Origin of the sequence: Actinomycetospora sp. CA-101289 (assembly GCF_050955895.1) — a bacterium.
In the GTDB taxonomy this organism is placed as follows: Bacteria; Actinomycetota; Actinomycetes; order Mycobacteriales; family Pseudonocardiaceae; genus Actinomycetospora.
This window is the reverse complement of sequence record NZ_CP192093.1, coordinates 1,880,926-1,903,448: the sequence shown is the minus strand read 5'-3', so window position 1 is coordinate 1,903,448 and position 22,523 is coordinate 1,880,926. Positions and strand designations below refer to the sequence as shown.

General features: G+C 76.2%; 20 protein-coding genes. 7 read left to right on the top strand and 13 right to left on the bottom strand.

What is annotated here, in order from left to right:
- Positions 1 to 61 precede the first annotated feature (61 nt).
- From ACQPX6_RS09490 to ACQPX6_RS09455, 8 genes are all read right to left on the bottom strand, one after another.
- Positions 62 to 922, bottom strand: coding sequence for an ABC transporter ATP-binding protein (locus tag ACQPX6_RS09490; RefSeq protein ID WP_433787057.1), 861 nt, complete (start codon positions 920 to 922; stop codon positions 62 to 64).
- The gene (locus ACQPX6_RS09485) at positions 904 to 1,959 is read right to left on the bottom strand and encodes a FecCD family ABC transporter permease (protein ID WP_433787056.1); all 1,056 of its coding nucleotides are present in this window, start codon (positions 1,957 to 1,959) and stop codon (positions 904 to 906) included. The genes ACQPX6_RS09490 and ACQPX6_RS09485 overlap by 19 nt, the downstream gene beginning before the upstream one ends.
- Positions 1,956 to 3,008 carry a FecCD family ABC transporter permease gene (locus tag ACQPX6_RS09480; RefSeq protein ID WP_433787055.1) on the bottom strand — a complete coding sequence of 351 codons (1,053 nt, stop codon included), beginning with the start codon at positions 3,006 to 3,008 and terminating at the stop codon, positions 1,956 to 1,958. Before ACQPX6_RS09480 ends, ACQPX6_RS09485 begins: the two co-directional genes overlap by 4 nt.
- Positions 3,005 to 3,676: an isochorismatase family protein gene (locus ACQPX6_RS09475; RefSeq protein WP_433787054.1), complete on the bottom strand. Its 672-nt coding sequence runs from the start codon at positions 3,674 to 3,676 to the stop codon at positions 3,005 to 3,007. The genes ACQPX6_RS09480 and ACQPX6_RS09475 overlap by 4 nt, the downstream gene beginning before the upstream one ends.
- Positions 3,673 to 5,376, bottom strand: a complete 1,704-nt coding sequence (locus ACQPX6_RS09470) for a (2,3-dihydroxybenzoyl)adenylate synthase (RefSeq protein ID WP_433787053.1) — start codon at positions 5,374 to 5,376, stop codon at positions 3,673 to 3,675. Before ACQPX6_RS09470 ends, ACQPX6_RS09475 begins: the two co-directional genes overlap by 4 nt.
- An 8-nt stretch (positions 5,377 to 5,384) precedes the next feature.
- Positions 5,385 to 6,662: an isochorismate synthase gene (locus tag ACQPX6_RS09465; protein WP_433787052.1), complete on the bottom strand. Its 1,278-nt coding sequence runs from the start codon at positions 6,660 to 6,662 to the stop codon at positions 5,385 to 5,387.
- An 87-nt stretch (positions 6,663 to 6,749) separates the two neighbouring features.
- The gene (locus ACQPX6_RS09460) at positions 6,750 to 7,517 is read right to left on the bottom strand and encodes an SDR family NAD(P)-dependent oxidoreductase (protein ID WP_433787051.1); all 768 of its coding nucleotides are present in this window, start codon (positions 7,515 to 7,517) and stop codon (positions 6,750 to 6,752) included.
- On the bottom strand, positions 7,514 to 8,998 hold the full coding sequence (locus ACQPX6_RS09455; protein ID WP_433787050.1) for a lysine N(6)-hydroxylase/L-ornithine N(5)-oxygenase family protein: 1,485 nt from the start codon (positions 8,996 to 8,998) through the stop codon (positions 7,514 to 7,516). Before ACQPX6_RS09455 ends, ACQPX6_RS09460 begins: the two co-directional genes overlap by 4 nt.
- A gap of 239 nt (positions 8,999 to 9,237) precedes the next feature.
- Here ACQPX6_RS09455 and ACQPX6_RS09450 point away from each other — a divergent pair, with 239 nt between their 5' ends.
- Both ACQPX6_RS09450 and ACQPX6_RS09445 read left to right on the top strand, forming a co-directional pair.
- Positions 9,238 to 9,711, top strand: a complete 474-nt coding sequence (locus ACQPX6_RS09450) for a BLUF domain-containing protein (RefSeq protein WP_433787049.1) — start codon at positions 9,238 to 9,240, stop codon at positions 9,709 to 9,711.
- A 28-nt stretch (positions 9,712 to 9,739) separates the two neighbouring features.
- Positions 9,740 to 11,113, top strand: a complete 1,374-nt coding sequence (locus ACQPX6_RS09445; RefSeq protein ID WP_433787048.1) for an FAD-binding oxidoreductase — start codon at positions 9,740 to 9,742, stop codon at positions 11,111 to 11,113.
- A gap of 9 nt (positions 11,114 to 11,122) precedes the next feature.
- On the opposite strand, the gene ACQPX6_RS09440 is transcribed toward ACQPX6_RS09445, so the two are convergent.
- Both ACQPX6_RS09440 and ACQPX6_RS09435 read right to left on the bottom strand, forming a co-directional pair.
- Entirely contained in the window at positions 11,123 to 11,764 is a 642-nt protein-coding gene (locus tag ACQPX6_RS09440) for a response regulator (protein ID WP_433787047.1), read from the bottom strand.
- Positions 11,761 to 13,815, bottom strand: coding sequence for a sensor histidine kinase (locus ACQPX6_RS09435; protein ID WP_433787046.1), 2,055 nt, complete (start codon positions 13,813 to 13,815; stop codon positions 11,761 to 11,763). Before ACQPX6_RS09435 ends, ACQPX6_RS09440 begins: the two co-directional genes overlap by 4 nt.
- Before the next feature lie 175 nt (positions 13,816 to 13,990).
- Here ACQPX6_RS09435 and ACQPX6_RS09430 point away from each other — a divergent pair, with 175 nt between their 5' ends.
- On the top strand, positions 13,991 to 14,545 hold the full coding sequence (locus tag ACQPX6_RS09430) for a hypothetical protein (protein ID WP_433787045.1): 555 nt from the start codon (positions 13,991 to 13,993) through the stop codon (positions 14,543 to 14,545).
- Between the two features lie 24 nt (positions 14,546 to 14,569).
- Here the strand turns inward: ACQPX6_RS09430 and ACQPX6_RS09425 are convergent, their stop codons facing one another.
- Positions 14,570 to 14,956, bottom strand: a complete 387-nt coding sequence (locus ACQPX6_RS09425; RefSeq protein ID WP_433787044.1) for a hypothetical protein — start codon at positions 14,954 to 14,956, stop codon at positions 14,570 to 14,572.
- 135 nt (positions 14,957 to 15,091) lie between these two features.
- On the opposite strand from ACQPX6_RS09425, the gene ACQPX6_RS09420 reads away from it, so the two are divergent.
- Positions 15,092 to 18,073, top strand: a complete 2,982-nt coding sequence (locus ACQPX6_RS09420) for a BTAD domain-containing putative transcriptional regulator (protein ID WP_433787043.1) — start codon at positions 15,092 to 15,094, stop codon at positions 18,071 to 18,073.
- Between the two features lie 7 nt (positions 18,074 to 18,080).
- Complete coding sequence (locus ACQPX6_RS09415; protein ID WP_433787042.1) at positions 18,081 to 18,857, top strand: class I SAM-dependent methyltransferase; 777 nt, start codon at positions 18,081 to 18,083, stop codon at positions 18,855 to 18,857.
- Here ACQPX6_RS09415 and ACQPX6_RS09410 read toward each other — a convergent pair.
- Both ACQPX6_RS09410 and ACQPX6_RS09405 read right to left on the bottom strand, forming a co-directional pair.
- On the bottom strand, positions 18,835 to 19,233 hold the full coding sequence (locus ACQPX6_RS09410) for a type II toxin-antitoxin system VapC family toxin (RefSeq protein WP_433787041.1): 399 nt from the start codon (positions 19,231 to 19,233) through the stop codon (positions 18,835 to 18,837). The genes ACQPX6_RS09415 and ACQPX6_RS09410 overlap by 23 nt on opposite strands.
- On the bottom strand, positions 19,230 to 19,493 hold the full coding sequence (locus tag ACQPX6_RS09405) for a type II toxin-antitoxin system VapB family antitoxin (protein WP_433787040.1): 264 nt from the start codon (positions 19,491 to 19,493) through the stop codon (positions 19,230 to 19,232). Before ACQPX6_RS09405 ends, ACQPX6_RS09410 begins: the two co-directional genes overlap by 4 nt.
- A 107-nt stretch (positions 19,494 to 19,600) precedes the next feature.
- On the opposite strand from ACQPX6_RS09405, the gene ACQPX6_RS09400 reads away from it, so the two are divergent.
- Both ACQPX6_RS09400 and ACQPX6_RS09395 read left to right on the top strand, forming a co-directional pair.
- Complete coding sequence (locus ACQPX6_RS09400; protein WP_433787039.1) at positions 19,601 to 21,142, top strand: 1,4-alpha-glucan branching protein domain-containing protein; 1,542 nt, start codon at positions 19,601 to 19,603, stop codon at positions 21,140 to 21,142.
- A 95-nt stretch (positions 21,143 to 21,237) separates the two neighbouring features.
- Positions 21,238 to 22,509, top strand: a complete 1,272-nt coding sequence (locus ACQPX6_RS09395) for a glycosyltransferase family 4 protein (RefSeq protein ID WP_433787038.1) — start codon at positions 21,238 to 21,240, stop codon at positions 22,507 to 22,509.
- The last annotated feature ends 14 nt before the right edge of the window (positions 22,510 to 22,523 follow it).

Below are 22,523 nucleotides of genomic sequence, written 5' to 3'. Positions count from 1 at the left end.
GCACGGTAGCTGAGGCTATCCTAAGATTCCGGACGGAGCAGTGGCACGGGCCACGATCGGGTCACGGGCGGCTGGCCGCCACCGGGTCCTCCGCCCTCGCGGCCTCGCGCCGCCGCCGGCGCGTCTCCCGCCCCGCGGGGACGATCATCGGGGTGCCGGTCTGGGGGTCGGGCACGACCTCGCAGGTGATGCCGAAGACGTCCCGCACCAGCGCGGCGTCGACGATCTCCCCGGGCGGGCCCTGCGCGAGGATCGTGCCCTCGCGCATGGCGATCAGGTGCGTGGCGTAGCGGCAGGCCTGGTTGAGGTCGTGCAGCACCGCGACCAGCGTGCGCTCCCCGCCGGCGTGCAGGTCGGCGCACAGGTCGAGCACGTCGAGCTGGAAGGCGATGTCGAGGAACGTCGTCGGCTCGTCGAGCAGCAGCAGCGGGGTCTGCTGCGCGAGCACCATCGCGATCCACACGCGCTGGCGCTGGCCGCCCGAGAGCTGGGCGACGTCGCGCTCGGCCAGGTCGGCGACCCCGGTGGCGGCCATCGCCTCGCGCACGGCCTCCTCGTCGGCCACCGACCACTGCCGCAGCAGCGACTGGTGCGGGTAGCGGCCGCGGGCGACGAGGTCGAGCACCGTGATGCCGTCGGGCGCCGTGGGGCTCTGGGGCAGCAGCGCGACGCGCCGCGCGACCTCCTTGGGCCCGTAGGCGGTGATGGGGCGCTCGTCGAGGGTCACGGTCCCCGCCGCCGGCCTGATCATGCGGGCGAGCCCGCGCAGCAGCGTCGACTTGCCGCAGGCGTTGGGTCCGACGATCACGGTGAACGAGCCGTCCGGGATCGCGACGTCGAGCTCGCGGATGACCGTCCGCTGCTCGTAGGCGAGCGTCAGCCCCTCCGCGCGCAGACGATGGGTCACCTCCCTGCCCTCCATTCCCTGGCGAGTAGCCACACGAGGTAGAGCCCGCCGACGGCCGCGGTCATGGTGCCCGCGGGGAACTGGGTCGGCGCGGCCAGGCGCTGGCCGAGCACGTCGCCGGCCAGCAGCAGCACCGCGCCGAGTAGCCCGGCGGCCAGCACGCCGGGCCCGGTGGTGCCCGTGATCCGGCGCGCGAGCTGCGGCGCCGCCAGCGCGACGAACGCGACGGGCCCGACGGCCGCGGTGGCCACGCCGACCAGCGCGACGCCGACGAGCAGCGTCGTGATGCGCGTTCGCTCGACCGCCACGCCCAGGCCGCGCGCGACGTCGTCACCCATCCCGAGCAGGTCGAGGCGCCGGCTGCCCGCCGCCGCGATCGGCACGAGCACCGCCAGCGCGATCGCCACGGCGACCACCTGCGTCCAGCCGCGTCCGTTGAGCGTGCCGACGAGCCAGCTCTGCGCGGCGACCGCGGTGGACAGGTCGGTGCGCAGGATGAGGAAGTTGTTGAAAGCGGCGAGCACGGCGTTGACGCCGATGCCGACCAGCACGAGGCGGTAGCCGCCGACCGCGCCGCCGAGCAGCGCCTGCACCACCACCGCGGTGACGAGCGTGCCGGCGATCGCGCCGATCGTGGTGCCCGCGGCCCCGCCGCCGAGCAGCACGATCGCGATGAGCGCCCCGGACGCCGCGCCGGTGGTGAAGCCGAGCAGGTCGGGGCTCGCGAGGTTGTTGCGGGCCAGCGACTGGAACACCGCGCCGCCCACCCCGAGCGCCGCCCCGAGCACGAGGGCGAGCACCACGCGCGGCGCGCGCAGGCCCAGCACCACGTACTCCTGGGCGCGCGAGCCGCTCCCGGTCAGCGCGCCGATCACCTGACCGACCGAGAGCTGGTAGTCGCCGAGGGTCATGGCCAGCGCGCCGAGCACGACGGCGGCGACGAGCAGGGCGACGGTGGCCGTCACGGCCCGGGTGCGCACGCGCACCGACACGCGCTCGGTGCGCACCACGGGCCCGGTGGGCAGGGTCCGGTCCTCTGGGGGTGCGCTCACAGCGCCACCACCCGGCGCCGGCGGGCGATGGCGAGGAAGACGGGCGCGCCGACGAACGCCGTCACCACCCCGACCTCGAGCTCGGCGGGGATCGCGACCACGCGCCCGAGGATGTCCGCGCACACCACGAGCAGCCCGCCGAGCGCCATCGACCAGGGCATCACCCACCGCTGGTCGGGACCGGTGACGACGCGCGCGAGGTGCGGCACGGCGAGTCCGACGAACGCGACCGGCCCGCACGCCGCGGTGGCGCCGCCGCAGAGCAGCACGATCCCGAGGCCGGTCAGCGCGCGGATGCGCCCGACGCGGACGCCGAGCGCCCGGGCGGTCTCCTCCCCCAGCGCCAGCGCGTTGAGCGCCCGCGCGAGGCCGAGGGCGAGCAGGATCCCGACGACCAGGAACGGCAGCACCTGCACCAGCGCCTGCGGGTCGCGGCCGGTCAGCGAGCCGACCCGCCACACCCGGTACTGGTCGAAGGTCGTGGCGTCCACGAGCACGACGGCGTAGATGACGCCCTGCAGCGAGGCGCCGACCGCGGTGCCGGCCAGCGCGAGGCGGGCGGGCGTGGCGCCGCTGCGCCCGGTGGCCCCGAGCAGGTAGACGAGCACGGCGACCACGGCCGCGCCGACCAGCGAGAACCACACGTAGCCGTTGAGCGTGGTGATCCCGAACAGCATGATCCCGCCGACGATCGCCGCCGACGCGCCCCAGTTGATGCCCAGGACGCCGGGGTCGGCGAGCGGGTTGCGGGTCAGCGCCTGCATCAGCGCCCCGGCCGCGCCGAGCGCGACGCCCACCGCGAGACCCAGCAGGGTCCGGGGCAGGCGCTGCTCGAGCACGATCACCGCGTCGGTGTCGGTGGGCGACGCGGGCCCGTAGCGCAGCGCGTCGAGCACGACGCCGGGCGCGATCCCGCGGCTGCCCACCATGAGGCTCGCGACCACGGCGAGCGCCAGCAGCACCAGCGCGACGACGAGGCCGCCGGCACGGATGCCGGTGGGCCGGGTCCGGGGCGCGCGCTCCTCGGGGCGGGTGGCGGTGGCCGTCACGCCGGCGCCTCCACGGTGCTCGCCTCCATCGCCTCGAGCGCCTGCGCGGTGGACGTCACGACGCCGCAGCGCTGCGCGGTCCACGTCATGGCCTGCTCGTGGTGGTTTCGGGAGAAGTCGGCGACGGCGTCGGCGACCAGGAACGGCTGCACGTCGCGCATGAAGGCCTCCACCGCGGTCACCATGCAGCCGATGTGGGCGTAGATGCCGGTGATCAGCAGCTGGTCGCGGCCCCACCCGTCGAGGAGCCCGGCGAGCGGGCTGCGCTGGAACGCGCTGTAGCGCCACTTGGTCAGCACCTCGTCGCCGGGCTCGGGGGTGAGCTCGTCGACGATCGCCACCACGCCCGGGTCCTCGGCGTAGGCCGCCGCGGGTCCCCGGCCCCAGAAGTCGTCGAGCAGGCCGCGCTCCGCGGGCGGCTGCTCGCCGGGCTGGGCGGTGTAGACGACGGGCACGCCGAGCGCCCGCGCTCGCGCCGCCAGGGTGGCGATGTGCGCGGTGAGCACGCTGACCGGCTCGTCGGTGCGCGAGAACGGCGCGAGGAAGTAGCGCTGCATGTCGTGCACGAGCAGCACCGCCCGGCGCGGGTCGGGCGACCAGTCGGGCCGGCTCGCGGGCAGCTCGTGCGCCCGCGGCATCGGGTAGGGCGCGATCGACGGCAGGCTCACGGGGTCCCCTCTGCGGTCAGGTGCTGGGCCAGCGCCGTGCGCAGCGCGCGCCGGCTGGTCTTGCCCACGCCGGTCACCGGGAACGCCGCGACGACCTCGACGGTGTCGGGGATCTTGTAGGCGGCGACGCCGCGGTCGCGGACGAACCGGCGCAGCGCGGTGCCCGTGGGCGCCTCGCGCTCGGCCACCGGGACCACGAAGGCGTGCGTGCGCTCGCCGAGGAACTCGTCCGGGACGCCGACGATCGCGGCGTCGACGACGTCGGGGTGCGCGAGCAGGTGGTTCTCCACCTCCTCGGCGGCGATCTTCTCGCCGCCGCGGTTGATCTGCTCCTTGAGCCGCCCGGAGACGACGACGTCGCCGCGGGAGGTGATCCGCACGAGGTCGCCGGTGCGGTAGAAGCCGTCGGCGGTGAACGCGGACGCGTTGTGGTCCTCGGCGCGGTAGTAGCCGCGGATCGTGTACGGCCCGCGGGTGAGCAGCGCGCCGACCTCGCCGGGCGCGACCTCGCGCTCTTGCGCGTCGTCGGGGTCGACCACGCGGATCTCGTCGTCCGGGGAGATCGGGCGGCCCTGGGTCTCGCGCACCACGTCCTCGGGGTCGTCGAGGCGGGTGTAGTTGACCAGCCCCTCGGCCATGCCGAACACCTGCTGCAGGCGCGCCCCGAGCGCGGGCTGGATCTTCCGTGCCAGCTCCGGGGCGCACTTGGCCCCGCCGACCTGCAGCACCTCGAGGCTGGAGAGGTCCCGCTCGGTGCGGGCGGCGGCCTGGACCCACATCGCGGCGAGCGGCGGCACCACCGCGGCCAGGGTCACGCGCTCGGCCTCGATCAGCCGGAAGCACGTGTCGGGGTCGGGCGACGGGGCGAGCACCGCGGTGCCGCCGGCGTGCACCACCCCGAGCAGCCCGGGCGAGCTCATCGTGAAGTTGTGCGCCGCGGGCAGGGTCGCGAGGTACACCGTCGCCGGCGACAGCCCGCAGATCTCCGCGCTGGCCCGGACGCTGTAGAGGTAGTCGTCGTGGGTCCGCGGGATCAGCTTGGGCAGGCCCGTCGTCCCGCCCGAGAGCTGCAGGAACGCCACCGACGCGGGGTCGGCGTCGTCGCCGGGCAGGGTGTCGGGCGGGGTGCGGCGCAGCGCCGAGAGCGTCACGGCGCCGGCGGGGAGCTCGGTGTCGGCGGACGCGGCGACCACGACGCGGCGCACGGTGGGCACCTCGGCCGCGATCTGCGCGGCCGCGGCGGCGTGGTCGAAGCGGTCGTGGCGCCCGACGGTGACGATCGCGCGCGCCTCGGCGTGCTCGGCGAAGTAGCGGATCTCGCTGGCGCGGTGCGCGGGCAGCGCGAACACCGGCAGCGCCCCGAGCCGGAACAGCGCGAAGACGACCTCGAGGTACTCGGGGACGTTCGGCAGCCACACGACGACGCGGTCGTTGGGCGCCACGCCCTGCTCGGCGAGCCCGGCGGCCAGCCCGCGGGCGCGGGCGTCGAGCTCGGCGTAGGTCCAGCGCTGGTCGCCCGACGGGCCGGTGCCGACGACGGCCGTGCGTCCGCCGTACAGGGCGACGGCCCTGTCGAGCAGGTCGGGGTGAGTCTGCCCCGTCCAGTAGCCGGCGGCGCGGTAGCGCTCCGCGACCTCGGGCGGGTAGGGCACGACGCCCTCGGCCACCGGGCGCGGGTCCCGGGTCACGGCGCTCGTCACGGCACTCGTCACGGCGTGGCCTCCAGCCCCAGCGCCGCGAGCAGTGTGCGGAACTTCGCGCTGGTCTCGGCCAGCTCCGCCTCCGGCCGGGACCCCTCGACGATCCCCGCCCCGGCGTAGACGCGCGCCGCGCGCCCGGACACCTCGGCGCAGCGGATCGCGATGGCCCACTCGCCGTCACCGTCGGCATCGCACCAGCCGACGAGCCCGGCGTAGAAGCCGCGCGGGAACTCCTCGAGCTCGCCGATCGCCTCGCGCGCGGCCTCGGTCGGCTCGCCGCACACCGCGGGCGTGGGGTGCAGGGCCTCGGCGAGCTCCAGCGAGCTCGGCGCGTCCTCGAGCAGCCGGCCCTCGATGCGGGTGGCGAGGTGCCAGAGCGCCGCCGTGCGCGTCAGCGACGGCGCCGCCGGCACCTCGAGCGACGTGCAGTACGGCGCCAGGCGCTCGGCCACCCGCTCGACGACCAGGGCGTGCTCGCGCAGGTCCTTGGCCGAGTCCGCGAGGGCCTCGCCGCGGCGGGCGTCCTCGTCGGGGTCGGGGCTGCGCGGGGCCGTGCCCGCCAGCGGCTGGGACACGACGGCGTCGCCGCGGCGGGCGAGCAGCAGCTCGGGACTCGCGCCCAGCAGGGTGCGCGCCACGTACCCGCCGCGCTCGGCCGCCTCGGCGGGGTCGGCGACGTCGGCGGCGAAGGCGTAGCCCGAGGGGTTGCGGGCGGCGAGCCGCTCGAGCACGGCGGCGACGTCGAGCGGCTCGGGCGCGGTCATCGTCGCCGCGCGGGCCAGCACCACCTTCTGCAGACGCCCCTGCGCGATCATGTCCAGCGCGCGCTGCACCGCCGCCGCGTACTGCGGGGGCGGCGGCTCGGCGCGGAAGTCCCAGCGGGTGCCGACCGCCGCGGGCGCCGAGGGCGGCGCGGTCAGCGGCGGGGCGGGCGGCGCGTCGGAGGCGTCCCGGGCGATCGTCGGGGTGCGGTGCACGTGCGCGGGCACCACGAGGCGCGCCTCCCCCGGCGCGAACCCGACCGCGCCCACCACCAGCGGGTCCGGGTGCCCGGCGGCCCGCTCGGCGGCGAGCGTCGCGGCGGCCGTGGCCCCGACCGCGCCCGGTGCGGCGTCCGGGACGCGGGTGCGCACGCCGGCGGTCCGCAGCGTCACCTCGCGCGTCGAGAAGAGGAACGCGCCCGGGCCGGAACCCGGGCCGGGCGGGACGTCGACCGAGACGTCGGGGGACGACTCCTCCCGCGGGGGCTCGAGCTCCGGGCCGGCGCTGGTCGGGGTGCGGGTCATCGGGGTCCTCTCACGGTGCGTGCCGATCGGTGTGGTCGGGACGTGCGTGGACGGGATGTGGTGCCGGTTCTGGTGGGAGGACGGCGGTCAGGGCCCGAGCGAGGCGCCCCCGTCGACGTAGACGGTCTGCAGCGTCACGTGCCGGGCGGCGTCGGAGGCGAGGAAAGCGACCACCTCGGCCACGTCCTCGGGCGCGGCGACCCGGCCCAGCGGGATGCCCGTCTTGAACGTCTCCGACGACCCGCGCACCAGGGCGGCGTGGTCGGCGGGCAGGTCGCCCATGGCGTCGAGCATCGCGGTGTCGGTCGAGCCCGGGCACACGACGTTGGCGCGCACCCCCTGCCCGGCCAGCTCGAGGCCCAGACAGCGGGTCAGCGCGACGGCGGCGGCCTTCGACGCGGCGTAGGCGGCCATGCCGACGCGGGGCACGCCGGCGGCGTTGGAGGCGACCGTGACCACCGACCCCCCGCCGCGTTCGGCCAGGCGCGCGCCGACCGCGCGGCAGGCGTGCATGACGCCGGTGGTGTTGACGTCGAAGCACCGGCGCCAGTCGGCGTCGTCGACCTCGGTGACGCGCCCGACGTGCAGCACCCCGGCCACGTTGGCCAGCGTCGTCAGCGGCCCGAGCGCGTCCTCGGCCGCCGCGACGGCCTTCTCCACCGCGCCGGCGTCGGTGACGTCGGCGGGCACCGCCACCGCGTCCCCGCCGCGGGCGCGCAGGTCCGCGGCCAGCGACTCGACGGCGTCGGCGTCGCGGTCGAGCAGCGCCACCGGCGCGCCCGCGTCCACGAGCCGGCGGCACACCGCCGCCCCGATGCCCCCGGCGGCCCCGGTGACCAGCGCAGGTCCCGTCACGGCGTCACCACCCCCGGGTCCCCCCACCCTGGGCCCAGCGTCGCCGGCTCGCCCGGTCCGTCGTGGTCGACGGCCAGCTCCGGGGCGGGCCGGCGGTGCCCCAGCACCGAGTCGAGGATCTCCCCGGCGCGCACCGCGGTGGTCGACAGCAGCGTCGAGCTGATGCCGTGGGTGTGCTCGGTGGGCCCCTGCAGGTAGACGCCCGCGCGGAGCGGCTCCACGGTGTGCAGGCGGTAGTCGCGCTCGACCAGCAGCTCGCCGTCCTGCGCCCGCCGGCACCACGCGCCGACGTCGCCGAGCAGCCCGCTCGGGTCGATCGGCCGGTAGCCGGTGGCGTAGACGACGATGTCGGAGCTGATCGTCCGCGTCTGCCCGGTGGGCAGGAACTGGATGTCGACCTCGACGTCGGGGCCGTCGGCGCCCGGGCCCGGACCGTCGCCGTCGGTGTCGGGCTCGGGGGCGCGCACCGCCGACACGCGGCAGGCCCCGTGGACGTGCAGCCGCTGCCGGCCCTGGACCTTCTCCTGGTACTCGCGCTGGTAGAGGTCCCCGATCAGCTCCGGGTCGACCACCGAGTAGTTCGTGTTGGCGTGGTAGTCCATGAGCATCTGCTTGACCTCGCCGGGCGCGGCGAAGAAGTGGTCCACGGCCTCAGGGTCGAAGATCCTGTTGGCGAACGACGTGTCGTCGGCCGGGCTGTAGCCGTAGCGCGAGAACACGGAGTGCACCTCCGCGGCGTCCTCGCGGTCGTGCAGGTAGGCGGTCGCCTCCGCCGCGCTCTGCCCCGCGCCGACGACGACGAAGCGCCGGCTGCGCTCCGCGGCGGGCACGAGGTCGGCCAGCCGCGGCAGCAGCTCGCTGTTGTGCCAGACGCGGTGCCCGCGCTGCACGCCCGGCGGCAACCACGGCACGAGGCCGGTGGCGAGCACCAGGTCGCGGGTGCGCACGACCCGCGTGGCGGCCTCGTCGCCGCGCGCGTCGCGCAGGACGACGTCGAGCTGGTCGACCTCGCCGTCGGGACCGGTGACGGGGTGCACCGCGACCGCCCGCGTCCCGTAGGACACGAGGTGGCGGACGTCGGCCGCGCACCACTCGAGGTAGTCGTGGAACTCGATCCGCGACGGGAACATCGTCTTCGTGTTGATGAAGTCGGCGAGCCGCCCCTGGCCCTGCAGGTAGCCGAGGAACGAGCGCGGGCTCGTGGGGTCCCGCATCGTCACCAGGTCCTTGAGGAACGACACCTGCATGGTCGCGCCCTCGAGCAGCATGCCGCGGTGCCACCCGAACGCGGCCTGCTGCTCGACGAACGCCGCGCGCAGGCGCTCGGTGTCGGGCGACCGCTCGTTGTGCTCCTGCACGGCCAGCGCCAGGGCGAGGTTCGACGGGCCGAACCCGACGCCGAGGACGTCGACGACGTCCACGGGCTCGGAGCTCGTCGGGCTCGTGCTGTCGGGACCGGAGTGCCCCGGCTCGCGAGTCATCGTTCTCCTCGGACGTCGGCGTGATCGTTCCTGACCGTTAGGGCACCCTAACCTAAGCCGAGGGCCGCGGCGAGGACGATGTCGGCCCGCCCACATCGGACCGTCATCGCCCGGCCACGAGGCGTCGTCGACCCGACCTCTGGAGAGCTGTGATCGCGATCACCCGTCGGCTAGCGTGCGGGGGTCCCGACCACCGGGCCGCGCCGACCACTCGTCGGTGACGACGAAGGAGCGACGACATGACGGACCCCGCGACCGACGCGCCCGGCCCGGTCTTCCGGCTCATCTACAGCAGCCACCTGCGCATCCCCGCGCACGAGCGCAAGGCGGAGCTGGGCGCGATCTTCAGCACGGCGCGCTCCAAGAACACGAAGGCGGGCGTCACCGGGGCCCTACTGGTGTGGCACGACCACGTCGTCCAGGCGCTGGAGGGCGACGAGACCGTGGTCCGCGACCTCTACGCGACGATCTACGAGGACGTGCGCCACGAGCGGGTCAGGATCCTCGAGGCCACGACGGTGCCCGAGCGCGTGTTCGGCCGGTGGTCGATGGCGCGGGTGTCCGACGACGAGGACCAGCCCGACATCCCCCTGCTCATGAACCGCGACAAGGGCGGCATCTCCCCCGCCGCGCCGCGCCCCACCACCCCCGAGCAGGACGAGGTCATCGCGACCATGCGTGAGTACGCTCGCGCCTCCGCGCAGCCCGCCTGAGCCCCGGGGTGCCCCGACCTCGCCGGGAGTGAGTGCCCTGATCCTCGCCGACGCCCTCGCCGGGGTCGCCGGCCCCGTCCTGCACCCCGGCGACGACGGCTACGCCGCCGAGCTCGCGGGCTTCGACCTCGCGGTCCCCCAGCACCCGGCCGTCGTGGTGGGCGCGACGGGCGCCGCCGACGTCGTCGCGGGCGTCCGCGCGGCGCGCGCCGCGGGCCTCGCGGTCGGGGTGCAGGCCACGGGCCACGGCATCACGGTCCCCGCCGACGACGCCCTGCTGCTGACCACCCGACGGGCCGCCGGGGTGCGCGTCGACCCCGTCGGCCGCACCGCGTGGATCGCGGCCGGTGCGGTGTGGACCTCGGTGCTGCACGAGGCCGCGCCGTACGGGCTGGCCCCGCTGGCGGGGTCCGCGCCGGCGGTCGGGGCCGTGTCGTACACGCTCGGCGGCGGGCTCGGGGTGCTCGGGCGGCGCTACGGCTGGTCCGCCGACCACGTCCGGCGCCTCGACGTCGTCACCGCCGACGGCGAGCTGCGCGTGGTCACCGCCGAGAGCCACCCCGACCTGTTCTGGGCGCTGCGCGGCGGCGGGGGCAACGTCGGGGTGGTCACCGCGATGCAGGTCGGGCTGGTCGAGCTCGCCGAGCTGTACGGCGGCGGGCTGTTCTTCCCGGGCGAGGCGGCCGGCGACGTCCTCACCGCCCTGCTCGCGGTCGCGCCGCAGGCCCCGGACGAGGTCAGCCTCTCGGTGGCGCTGATGACGTTCCCCGACCTCCCGGTCGTCCCGCCGGCGCTGCGCGGCCGGTTCTGCGCGCACGTGCGCGTCACCTCGTGCGGAGAGCCTGCGACGTGCGAGGACGTCATCGCGCCGGTGCGCCGGGCCGCGACCCCGCGGCTCGACACCGTGCGGACCATGCCCGTCACCGCCGTCGGCACGATCCACAACGACCCCGCGACGCCGCGGGCCACCAACAGCCGCTCGCTCGTGCTCCACCGCCTCGACGCGGGCACGGTCGAGGCGCTGGTGCGCCACGCCGGACCCCGCAACGCCTTCGTCGTGGAGCTGCGGTTCCTCGGGGGCGCGCTCGCCCGCGAGCCGGCGGTGCCCAACGCGGTCGGGCACCGCGGGGGCGCCGCCACCGTCTACACCGCCGCCTACCCCCACCCCACCGGGCCGACGGAGGCCGACGCGGCCGCGGAGCAGGCGCTGCTCGACGAGCTGGCGCCGTGGAGCGACGGCGGCGCGCTGGTGAACTTCCTCGCCGGGCCGCGCGTGCGCCCCGCCGACGTGCGCGCGGGCTACGAGGACGACCGTTGGGAGCGGCTCGTCGAGATCAAGACCGCGTGGGACCCGGACAACGTGTTCCGGATCAACCACAACGTCCCGCCGCGGAGCCCGTGAGGGAAGGCGTCACCGCCGCTCCCCGAGTCCGTGGTCGCGGGCGAGCAGCGCCGCCTCGGTCCGGCTGGCGACGCCGAGCTTGGTGAAGATCGTCGAGAGGTTGTTGGTGACGGTCTTCGCGGCGAGGCCGAGCCGCGCCGCGATCGTCGCCGTCGCCACCCCGGTGGCGAGCATGTCGAGGATCTGGCGCTCGCGGGCCGTGAGCGCAGCGAACGGCGCGGTCGGGTCCGGGGCGGCGAGCGCCCGGTGCGCCACGCCCGACCCGAGGAAGGTCGCGCCCGCGGCGACGGCGTGGATGGCCCGGACGATCTGCTGGCGCGAGTCGCCCTTGAGCACGTAGCCGGACGCCCCGGCGTCGAGCGCCGCGCGCACGGACGCGTCGTCGTCGAGCATCGTCAGCACCAGGACGCCGACCCCGGGCGCCTCGGCGCGCACCCGGCGGGTCGCCTCCACGCCGTCGATGCCGCCGGGCATGTGCAGGTCGACGACGAGGACGTCGGGGCGACCGCCCACGACGGCGCGGACCGCCTGGTCGCCGCTCGCGGCGGTGGCGACCACCTCGATGCCCTCGACCGCCCCGAGCAGCGCGGCCAGCCCGTCGCGGATCACGGGGTGGTCGTCGGCGAGGACGACCCGCACCGCCGCCGTCACGCCGCCACCCGCGCCAGCGGCAGCCGGGCCTCGACCCGCCCGCCGGTCGGTGTCGGCGCCGCGCACAGGAGGCCGCCGAGCTCCTCGGCGCGCTCGCGCATCGACGCGAGCCCCACGCCGGCGGTCCAGCCGGCACCGTCGCCCGGTCCGTCGTCGCGCACGCCGACGACGAGCTCGCCGTCCGTGCACCGGATGTCGACCTCGGCGCGGGTGGCCCGTGCGTGCCGGGCGACGTTCGTCAGCGCCTCGACGAGGATGCGGTAGGCGGCCACCTCCACGGCGGCGGGCAGCTCGCCGACCTCGCCGTCCGCGTCCTGCACCAGCGCGAACGCCAGCGGGGCCGGGTCGCCGCGCGTCAGGCGCTGCGCGTGCCGCCGGACGGCCTCGACCAGCCCGAGCTCGTGCAGCGCCGACGGGTGCAGCTCGTTGATCAGGCGCCGGACGTCGGCGAGCGCCCCGGTCACACCGCTGCGGATGTCCTCGCCGAGCTCCGCGATGCGGGTGCGGTCGTCGGCGTCCGCGAGCGTGACCACGGTGTCGGCCTGGAACGCGACGCCCGTGAGCACCGAGGCGAGCCCGTCGTGCAGGTCCCGGCGCAGGCGGCGCCGTTCCTCCTCGCGGGCGGCCACGATCTCCTGGCGCGAGCGCTGCACCGCCGCCGACAAGGTGTCGGCGTGCAGGGCCACGCCGATCGGCAGCGCCATGAGCTCGAGCACCGCCCGGTCGGACGGGTCGAGGCGCGCCTGCCCGGAGCGGACACCGACCCGCAGCTCCCCCACGGTGCGCCCGGCGTGGCGCAGGGGGAAGACCTCGACGAGCGCGGGCCGCGCGCCCGCCTCCCCGGCGGGCTCGCCGTCGACCGCGAGCGCGGCCCACGGGAGCCGCAGCGCCTGGCAGACGGCCGGGAGCACGTCGCGGGGACGGTCCGCGCCGGTCGCCAGGTGCTCGGTCACGGACGCCACGGCGCGCACCGGGTCGCTGCGGTCGCCGTAGAACAGGGTGTCGACGCGGCGCTGGAGACGCACACGGAATGGGTTGAACGCCGCGGCGACGACGACGGTGGCGGCGACGGACGAGGCCAGGCCGTCGGCCGGCCCGAGCAGCCGGGTGACGACCTCCACGACCGCGACGTACGTCGCGACCAGGGCGGCGGTGAGGACGAGGTAGGTGACCGCGCGCGACCAGAGCAGGCGGATGTCGAGCAGGCGGTAGCGCAGGACCGCGATCGTGATGGCGACCGGGACGAGCGCGACGGCGAGCGTGGAGATCACCGGGAAGCCGGTGCCGGGGGCGGCGACGGACCAGACCGCCCGCGTCCCGGCGATGACGACCACCACGACCACCGCGGCGAGCAGGGGCCAGAGCACCTGCTGACGGGTGCGCTCGTCGCCGCGCCGGTAGCGCACGACGAGCGTGACGACGCCCGCGAGGTAGGTCGCCGCGAGCACGGCGTTCGTGATCGCGGCCGGCACGCCGACGTCGACGCCCCGGATCGCCAGCACCGACCACGCCGGCGCCACCTGGCCCGGCGCGAACCCCGCGACGGGCGCCAGCGGGTAGGGGTCGGCGCTGAACGCGAGCACCTGGGCCACGCCGTTGGCGACCACGGGCACGAGCAGCCACCGCGCCCGGCCCGGGAGCCGCCCGTCCGGGAAGACCAGCAGCGCCAGCGGCAGGAACAGCCCGACCGCCCACGGCCACGCCGCCGAGTAGACGGTCGCCGTCCACGTCACCGCCCGCGGGTCCCCGGCGACGATCGCGCGGGCCAGCCAGGGCGTGACGGCGGCGGTCGCGGTCTGCGCGACGGCCACCCCGAGCAGTAGCCAGCCGAGCGCGTTGCGGGGGCGGTAGGCGGCGATCAGCCCGCCGCACAGGGCGCAGACCGTGCCGATCGTGGCGTTGCTGATCAGGAAGCTGTCGCGCGCCGCGGCGAACGACAGGCCCGTGACGAGCACGCCCACCACGGTGATCAGCGCCTCGGCGACCCCCAGGGCGGCGAGCGCGGCCGCGAGCCACGGGCGGACCGTCCGCGCACCCCCCTCGTGGGACATGCGCCCATCCTGGGACCCCACCCCGGTCCGTGTCTGCGGACGAAACGCCCGGTCGCGGCGGGTGTTTCCTCCCGGACGCCCCGGGCGGACCGGGGGGCGTCCGTCCCTGCCGGCCGGGACGTCACGGCACCCACGCTCGGCGTCGATCCGTCCACCGACACCGAAGGGGTCCACCGTGACCGACACCCTCCCCCGCACCGGCGCCACCGTCCGGCCCGCCGGCATCGCGACCGCCCTGGCCGGCGCCGTCGTCGTCGTCCTCGGGACCGTCGGGGCGGTCGCGCCCGACGCCGTCGGCGCCGCCTGGTTCGCCACCGTCGTGCCCGCCGCGCTGCTCTTCGCCGCAGGTCTCGTGGGGCTGCGCCGCCTCGCCGTCGCCGTGGGCGCCTCGGGGCTCGTCACCGTCGCGCTGGCGGTCGCCGCCGCCGCGATGACGCTCTTCGGGCTGGCCCACGCCTACGCCCTGGTCGACGAGGACACCGCGATCCTGCTGTTCAGCGTCTTCATGGTGCTCGCCGCCGTGGGCCTGATCGTCGCCGCGGTCGGCATGGTCCGCGGCCCCGCCGCCCTGCCGCGGTGGGCCACCCTCGCCGCCGGGGCCTGGCCCCTCGCGACCATCCCCGCCGGCGCGGCCCTCGGCGACCTCCCGCACTTCGGCGCCATCGCCGTCTGGGGCGTCACCTGGGTCGTCCTGGGCGCGACCCTGATCCGCACGGGATCGAACCGGTGAGCACCAGCGGCCCGACCAGGGACCTCAGCCGCCCATCTGGGTCTTCATGTGGTCGATGACGTCGTTGTGCTCCTTCGCGGGGCTGAAGAGGATCACCTCGGCGTCCCGGCCGACCCGCACGGAGTGGCCGGGGGGCCAGTAGAAGAGCTCGCCCTCCTCGGGGGACTCCTCGGTGCCGTCCACGTAGGTCACCGTGACCTGCCCCTCCAGCATGTAGCCCCAGTGCGGGGCGTGGCAGCTGTCGCCGGGCAGGCCGGCGAGCAGGGGGGCGATGTCGGTGCCCGCCCCCAGCGAGAAGTACTCGCCGGCGATGGTGCCGTAGCCGGAGGCCTCGCCGAAGTCCTGGCGCTGCCGTGCCACGGCCCCCGGCACGTCGATGGACGCCGCCATGTCCTCTTTCCTGATCTTCATGCTGTGCCCCTCCGTGTCGCGAGACCGGCCGACCCGGTCTCGACCGGACCGAGGCTGCGCGACCGCCCTTGCAAGGCGCGGACAGCTCATCGGTGACTCTTCGGTCATCCGGTCCGGATGCGGCACACTCGTTCGATGGAGTTCCGGGTCCTCGGAGCCCTCGAGATCGTCACCGAGGGCCACGTCCTGCCCCTGGGCGGCCCGAAACCGCGTCTCCTGCTCGCGGTCCTGCTGGCCCGGCGGGGTCAGGTGGTCTCCACCGACCGCCTCGTCGACGTGCTGTGGGCCGACGACGCCCCGGCGACGGCGGTGCCGACGCTCCAGACACACCTCTCGCGCCTGCGCCGGCTCCTGGAGACGGGCCCGGACGGGCCCGGCCTGGAGAACCGCCCGCCCGGCTACCGGCTCGCGGTCCCCGCCTCCGCCGTCGACGCCGACCGGTTCGAGGCCGGGGTCGACGACGCCCGCGGGCTCCTCTCCCGGGATCCCCCGGCAGCCCGACGCGCGGTGGACGCCGCGCTGGCCGAGTGGTCCGGGTCCGCCTTCGCCGAGTTCGCCGACCTCGACGTGGTCCGCGCCGAAGCCGGACGCCTCGAGGAGCTGCGCCTCGTCGCCCACGAGCTGGCGGTCGACGCCCGGCTCGCCTGCGGCGGCCACCGCGAGGTCGTCGGCGAGCTGGAGGGGCTCGTGGACGAGCACCCGCTCCGCGAACGCCTCTGGTCGCAGCTGATGCTGGCCCTCTACCGGTCCGGTCGCCCGGCCGAGGCACTGCGGCGGGCGCAGCAGTTGCGGCGCCTGTTGCGGGAGGAGCTCGGGCTGGGCCCGACGGCCGAGGTCCGCGCCCTGGAGAACGACATCCTGACGGAGGACCCGGGGCTCGACCGGCCGCCCCCGCCGGTCCGCGCGAGCGCGGGGGCGCGGGTCGACCTCGACGCGCTGGTGGGTCGGACGGAGGACATCGACGTCGTCCGCGCCCAGCTCGCCCGGAGCCGGCTCGTGACGCTCACCGGGCCCGGCGGGGTCGGCAAGACGCGACTCGCGCACGAGCTCGTCCCCGAGCTCGCGCCGCAGGCTCCGGACGGGGTCCGGTGGATCGAGCTCGCCGCCGTGCGCTGGCCCGAGGCCGCGATCGCGGCGCTCGCGAACGAGCTCGACCTCCAACGACGTCCCGAGCGGTCCCTCGAGGACTCGATCGTCGAGGCCCTGCGGCACCGGGGGCTCGTCCTCCTGCTCGACAACTGCGAGCACGTGCTCGAGGCCGTGGCCCCGCTCGTCTCCCGCATCCTGCGGTGGTGCCCGGACGTCCGGATCCTCGCCACCAGCCGCGAACCGCTCGGGCTCCCCGGGGAGGCGACCTACGCCCTGGCCCCGCTCGCGGTGCCGGCGTCCGCCGCCGCACCCATCGGCGAAGTGCGGTCGTCCCCGGCGGTGGCGCTCTTCGCCGCCCGGGCGACCGCCGCGCGCCACGACTTCGCGCTCGACGCGAGGTCGTCGGCCGCGACGGCGGAGATCTGCATCCGGCTCGACGGGCTGCCCCTCGCGCTCGAGCTGGCCGCCGCCCGCGTCCGCTCGATGACCGTCGCCGAGATCGTCGAACGTCTCGACGAACGGTTCCGGCTGCTCGCGGGCCGCCACACCCCGCACACCCGTCGTCGCGACCTGCTCGACGTCGTCGACTGGTCCCACGGCCTGCTCGATCCCGCGGAGCAGGCCCTGTTCGCGCGCCTGTCCGTGTTCGCCGGCGGCTTCACCCTGCGCCGGGCCGAGGACGTGTGCAGTGAGCGCGGTCTCCACCGCGCGGACGTCGCGGCCCTGCTCTCCGCGCTGGTCGACAAGTCGATGGTGGTCGCACGCGAGGTCGAGGACGAGACACGCTTCCGTCTCCTGCAGACCCTGCGGGCGTTCGCCCGGACACAGCTGGACGCCCGCCCCGAGGCCGAGGCGATCCGGCTGGCCCACGCCCGCGCCTCCCTCGACGCGGCGCGCGCCGCTCACGGCGAGCTCGGCGGGCCCCGGGAGCGACGCTGGATCCAGGCGATCGACCGCGAGATGGACGACCTCCGCGAGGCGTTCGCCACGAGCCTCGCGCTCGGCGAGCTGGACGTCGCGCTCGAGCTCGTGACCTCGGTGCGGGAGTTCGCCTTCCGCACCATCCGCTACGAGGTCTGCCGCTGGGCCGAGGCGGTCGCGAGCGTGCCGGAGGCGGACGGTCGGCCGCTGTTCCCGATCGTGCTGGGGATGGTCGCCTACGGCCGCTTCGTGCGCGGTGAGCTGACCGGGGCCGTCGTCGCCGGCCGCCAGGCCGTGGAGAGCGCGGCGCGTCTGGGCGTCCCGACCACCGGGCTCGCCGAGCGGGCGTTGGGGAACGCCCTGTTCTACCGCGGCGAGACCGAGGCCGCGCTCGCGGCGATGGACCGCATGGTCGACGTCGCGGAGCTCTCCCGGGACGCCGGCCTCACCGCGCACGGCTTCTACATGCGCTCGGTGGCGGCGACCAGCCTCGGGGACGTCACCGAGGCCCGGCGCCTCGCCGACCTCTCGTGCGCCGCGGCGGAACGCAGTGGCGCGCCGACCGCCCGCGCGCAGGCCGCGTACGCCACCGGTCTCGCCTGGGAGCGCGAGGACCCGGACCGGGCGCTCCGTCTCCTGCAGGAGAGCACGCGCCTGGCCGAGAGCGCCGGCAACCGCTGGCTACGGGCCTTCGTCCGGACCGAGGAGCTCTCGCTCCGCGCGGCGCGAGGCGACCTCGCCGCCGCCGTCGCCGGGTACCCCGACGTCGTCGAGACCTGGTTCCGGGGCGGGGACTGGGCCAACCAGTGGCTGTCGCTCCGCCACCTCTTCACGATCTTCACCCACCTCGGCCGCGACGAGGCCGCCGCGGTCCTGCACGGGGCGATCGACGCCGCCGGCGCGACCACCGCGCTCCCGTTCGCGCCCGCCGAGGCCGAGCGCGTCGTCGCCACCGTCGACACCCTGCGCAACCGGTGCGGGACCGCGGAGTTCGATCGGGCGGTGGCGCGGGGACGGACCCTGCGCGACGAGGAGGTGGTCCAGCTGACGCTGGAGACCCTCGCCGTCCTCGCCGGGTCGGCGCGGCGCACCCCTCCTCCGCGATGATCGACCCGTGACCCACGGCGACGATGACCACCGCGCCCGTCTGCCGCTCACCGGCGAGCGCACGGTGCCCGGGCTGGACGTGGAGAACTACTGGTTCCGGCGCCACGAGGCGGTCTACCTGGCCCTGGCGCCGGGGTGCGCGGACGCGGTGGTGCTCGACGCCGGGGTCGGCGAGGGCTACGGCGCGGCGCTGCTCGCCCGGTCCGCCCGCCGGGTCGTCGGCCTCGAGCTGGACCCGGCGGTGGCCGCGCACGTCGGCGCCCGCTACCCGTCGGTGTCGACGGTGCGCGCGGACCTGCAGGCCTTCCCGGTCGCCGACGGCAGCGTCGACGCGGTGGTGAACCTGCAGGTCATCGAGCACCTGTGGGACCAGCCCGGCTTCCTCGCCGAGTGCGCGCGCGTGCTGCGCCCCGGCGGGCGCCTGCACTGCGCCACGCCCAACCGGCTCACCTTCTCCCCCGGCGCCGGGCCGGACGACCGCCCGCTCAACCCGTTCCACACCCGCGAGCTGACGGGCGCCGAGCTCGCGGCCCTCGTCGCCGACGCCGGGCTGGCGGTGGAGTCGCTCGCGGGGCTGCACCACGGTCCGGGGCTGCGCGAGCTCGACGCGCGCCACGGCGGCTCGGTGATCGAGGCGCAGATCGCGCTGGCCCTGTCCGGGCAGGCGTGGCCCGATCAGCTCGCGGCGGACGTCGCCGGCGTGACGGCCGGCGACTTCGTGCTGCGCGACGACGACCTCGACGCCTCGCTGGACCTGCTGGTCACCGCGGTGCCGCCGGCGTGACGTCGGTGTGGACGAAGTCGTCGCCCTTGAAGAGCAACGGCTCGCCGGTGTCCGTCGCCAGGGCGTAGGCGAAGCAGTCGCCGTAGTTCAGCTTCGCCTGGTGACCGCTGCCGCGACCGAAGTCGCGGTAGGCCTGGCGGGCGATCCGTGCCTGGCGCTCAGTGAGGGGCTCGACGGCGATGCGCATGATCTCCAGGTAGCGGTCCAGCTGGCGGCTCAGGACCGGGTCGCGGGCTCCGTCGACGACGATGCTCGCCTCGAGATAGGTCGCCGCCGACAGGCGCGCGCTGGTCGCAGCGATGATCGCCTCGTCGTACCGGTGCGCGTCGGTCTCCTGGCGGATGATCGCCACCAGCGCCGAGGAGTCGACGATCACCGCGGCAGCCCCGTCTCGTCGTCGTAGAGGAACGCGGTGGGGTCGACGTCGGGGTCGTACGGCCCGAGGCGGCGGGCCATGTCCTGCGCGATCGCACGCCCGGCAGCGAGCCGTGCCGCATCGACGCCCTCGCGCAGCCGCAGGCGCTCCAGCCGCTCGCGCACGGCGACCGTGACGGCCTCGGTGAGGCTCTCGCCGGTGAGGGACGCGAGCTCGCGGGCGAGGTCGTGGGTCTGCTCGTTCTTGATGTTCAGGCTCATCGGGCCTCCAGGGTGGAAAGTCCACGGTACCGCGGTGGAACAGAGGGCGTGGGACACTCGGCCGTTCGTGGGGGCCGACGAGAGGGGCCTGCTTGTCGAGGGAACCGGTGGGCACGTTCTGCCTGGTACTGCACTCGCACCTGCCCTGGTTGCTGCGTCACGGCACCTGGCCGGTGGGCGAGGACTGGCTGTACCAGGCGTGGGCGCACTCGTACCTGCCACTCGTCGAGGTCCTCGAGCGCCTGGCCGCGCGGGGGCAGCGCGACGTCCTCACCCTCGGCGTGACGCCGGTGCTCGCCGCGCAGCTCGACCACCCCACGGCGCTGCGCGCGTTCCACACCTGGCTGGCGGACTGGCAGCTGCGCGCGCACGAGGCGCACCGTCACGACCCGGCGCTCGCGACCCGCGAGCACCGCGCGGCGGGGCACGCCCTCGAGGTCTTCGAGCGCGACTGGCGCCACGGGGCGTCGCCGGTGCTGCGGCGGCTGGTCGACGGCGACGTGATCGAGCTGCTCGGCGGCCCCGCGACCCACCCGTTCGCGCCGCTGCTGCCGGGGCGCGTGCGCCGCTTCCTGCTCGACGCGGGGCTGCGCGACACCGCCCGCCGGCTCGGGGCGCGGCCCGGCGGCATCTGGGCCCCGGAGTGCGGCTACGCGCCCGGGCTCGAGCAGGACTACGCGGCGGCGGGGGTCGAGCGCTTCCTCGTCGACGGCCCGGCGCTGCGCGGCGACACGGCGGCGGCGCACCCGGTCGACGGCACCGACGTCGTCGCCTTCGCCCGCGACCTCGACGTCACCTACCGGGTCTGGTCGCCGCGCGCGGGCTACCCCGGCGGTCCGGACTACCGCGACTTCCACACCTTCGACCACGCCACCGGACTCAAACCCGCGCGCGTCACGGGGCGGCGCGTGGCCCCGGGCGACAAGAAGCCCTGGGAGCCCGGGCGCGCGGCGGCGGCCGTCGCCCGGGACGCGGCGGACTTCGTCGGGGTGGTGCGGGCCCGGCTGGAGGAGCTGCGCGCGCGCCGCGGACGTCCCGGGCTGGTCGTGTCGGCGTTCGACACCGAGCTGTTCGGGCACTGGTGGCACGAGGGGCCGGCGTGGCTCGAGGCGGTGCTCGGCGCGCTGCCCGACGCCGGGGTGCGGGTGACGACCCTGCGCGGCGCGGTCGAGGCCGGGCACGTCGAGGAGCCCGTGGTGCTGCCGGCGTCGTCGTGGGGGTCGGGCAAGGACTGGCGGGTGTGGGACGGGCTCGCGGTGCGCGACCTGGTGGCCGACAACGCCGACGTGGCCCGCCGCCTGCTCGCCGCCGTCGACGGGGCCGGGCGCTCGGCGGGGCGCGACGGCACCCTCGACGTCCTGGCCACCCAGGCCGCCCTGGCCCTGTCCAGCGACTGGGCGTTCATGGTCACCAAGGACTCCGCCGCGCACTACGCCCGGCGCCGCGCCGCCGAGCACCGCGACCGGGTCCGCGAGCTGACCGACCTCCTGCCCGCCGGCCGGCACGACCTCGCGGCGTCCCGGGCGCGCGCGTTCGCCGCCCAGGACGACGTGTTCGGGCTCCTCGACGCCCGCGCGCTCCGGGCCCGCGCCCCCGGCGACCGGCGTCACACCGCCCCGAGCTACTCCGGAGTAGGGTCGCTCGCCTGAATGTGCCAGCGTGGCGGCCACGCTTGGCGAAATCCAACACAGCACGCCGATAGGGCCAGGAAAGCCACCTCGATCAAGGCGGGGAGGGACCGCGCGTGCGGGTGCTGATGCTGTCGTGGGAGTACCCGCCCGTGGTCGTCGGCGGCCTGGGACGCCACGTCCACGCGCTCTCGGTCGCGCTCGCCGACGCCGGGCACGACGTCGTCGTCGTCGCCCGCCACCCCGCCGGCACCGACGCCGAGACGCACCCGACGACGCTCGAGCACGTCGAGGGCGTCCGCGTCCTGCGCGTCGCCGAGGACCCCCCGCACCTGGAGTTCGTCCGCGATCTCGTCGCGTGGACCCTCGGGCTCGGGCACGCGATGCTCCGCGCGGCCGCGGCGCTGCTGCGCGACTGGACACCCGACGTCGTCCACGCCCACGACTGGCTCGTCGCCCACGGCGCGATCGGGCTCGCCGACCTGACCGGCGCCCCGCTCGTCGCGACGATCCACGCCACCGAGGCCGGGCGGCACGGCGGCTGGCTCTCCCAGCCGCTCAACCAGCAGGTGCACTCCGTGGAGTGGTGGCTCGCACGCCGCGCGGACGCCGTCGTCACGTGCTCGCAGGCGATGCGCGCCGAGGTGTCCGGGCTCTTCGACCTCGAACCCGACGCCGTCACCGTCGTCCACAACGGCATCGACCCGACCGGCTGGGCAGGCGGCACGAAGCGCAGCGGAGCTGCTGCGACGAAGGCCGGACACAGCCCCCGGGCCGAGCCGGGCGGCCCCCCGACCCTGCTCTACCTCGGCCGCCTCGAGTGGGAGAAGGGCGTGCACGACCTCGTCGCCGCACTCCCGGCGATCCGCCGCGCGCACCCCGGGACGCGGCTGCTCGTCGCCGGCACCGGGTCGTGCAGCGACTGGCTCGCCGAGCGGGCCCGCGCGGCGCGGGTGCGGCGCTCGGTGCGGCTGCTCGGGCACGTCGACGACGACACCCTGCGCGACCTGCTCGCCTCCGCCGACGCCGCGGTGCTGCCCAGCCGCTACGAGCCGTTCGGGATCACCGCGCTCGAGGCGGCGGCCGCCGGTGCGCCGCTGGTCGCGTCACGCGCCGGGGGCCTCGGGGAGGTCGTGGTCGACGGCGTGACGGGCCTGTCCTTCGCGCCCGGCGACGTGCCGGGCCTCGCCGCCGCCGTCGTGCGCTGCCTCGACGACCCGGAGGCCGCGCGCACCCGCGCCGACGCCGCCCGGGCCCGGCTGGACACCGACTTCGCCTGGCCCGCCATCGCCGCCGAGACCGCCGCGCTCTACGGCGCCGTGCGCCCCGGCCCCCCGCTGCCCCTCGGCCGCCCCAAGATCCCGACGGGCAACATCTTCGGCACGTGAGCGATCTCTGGGCC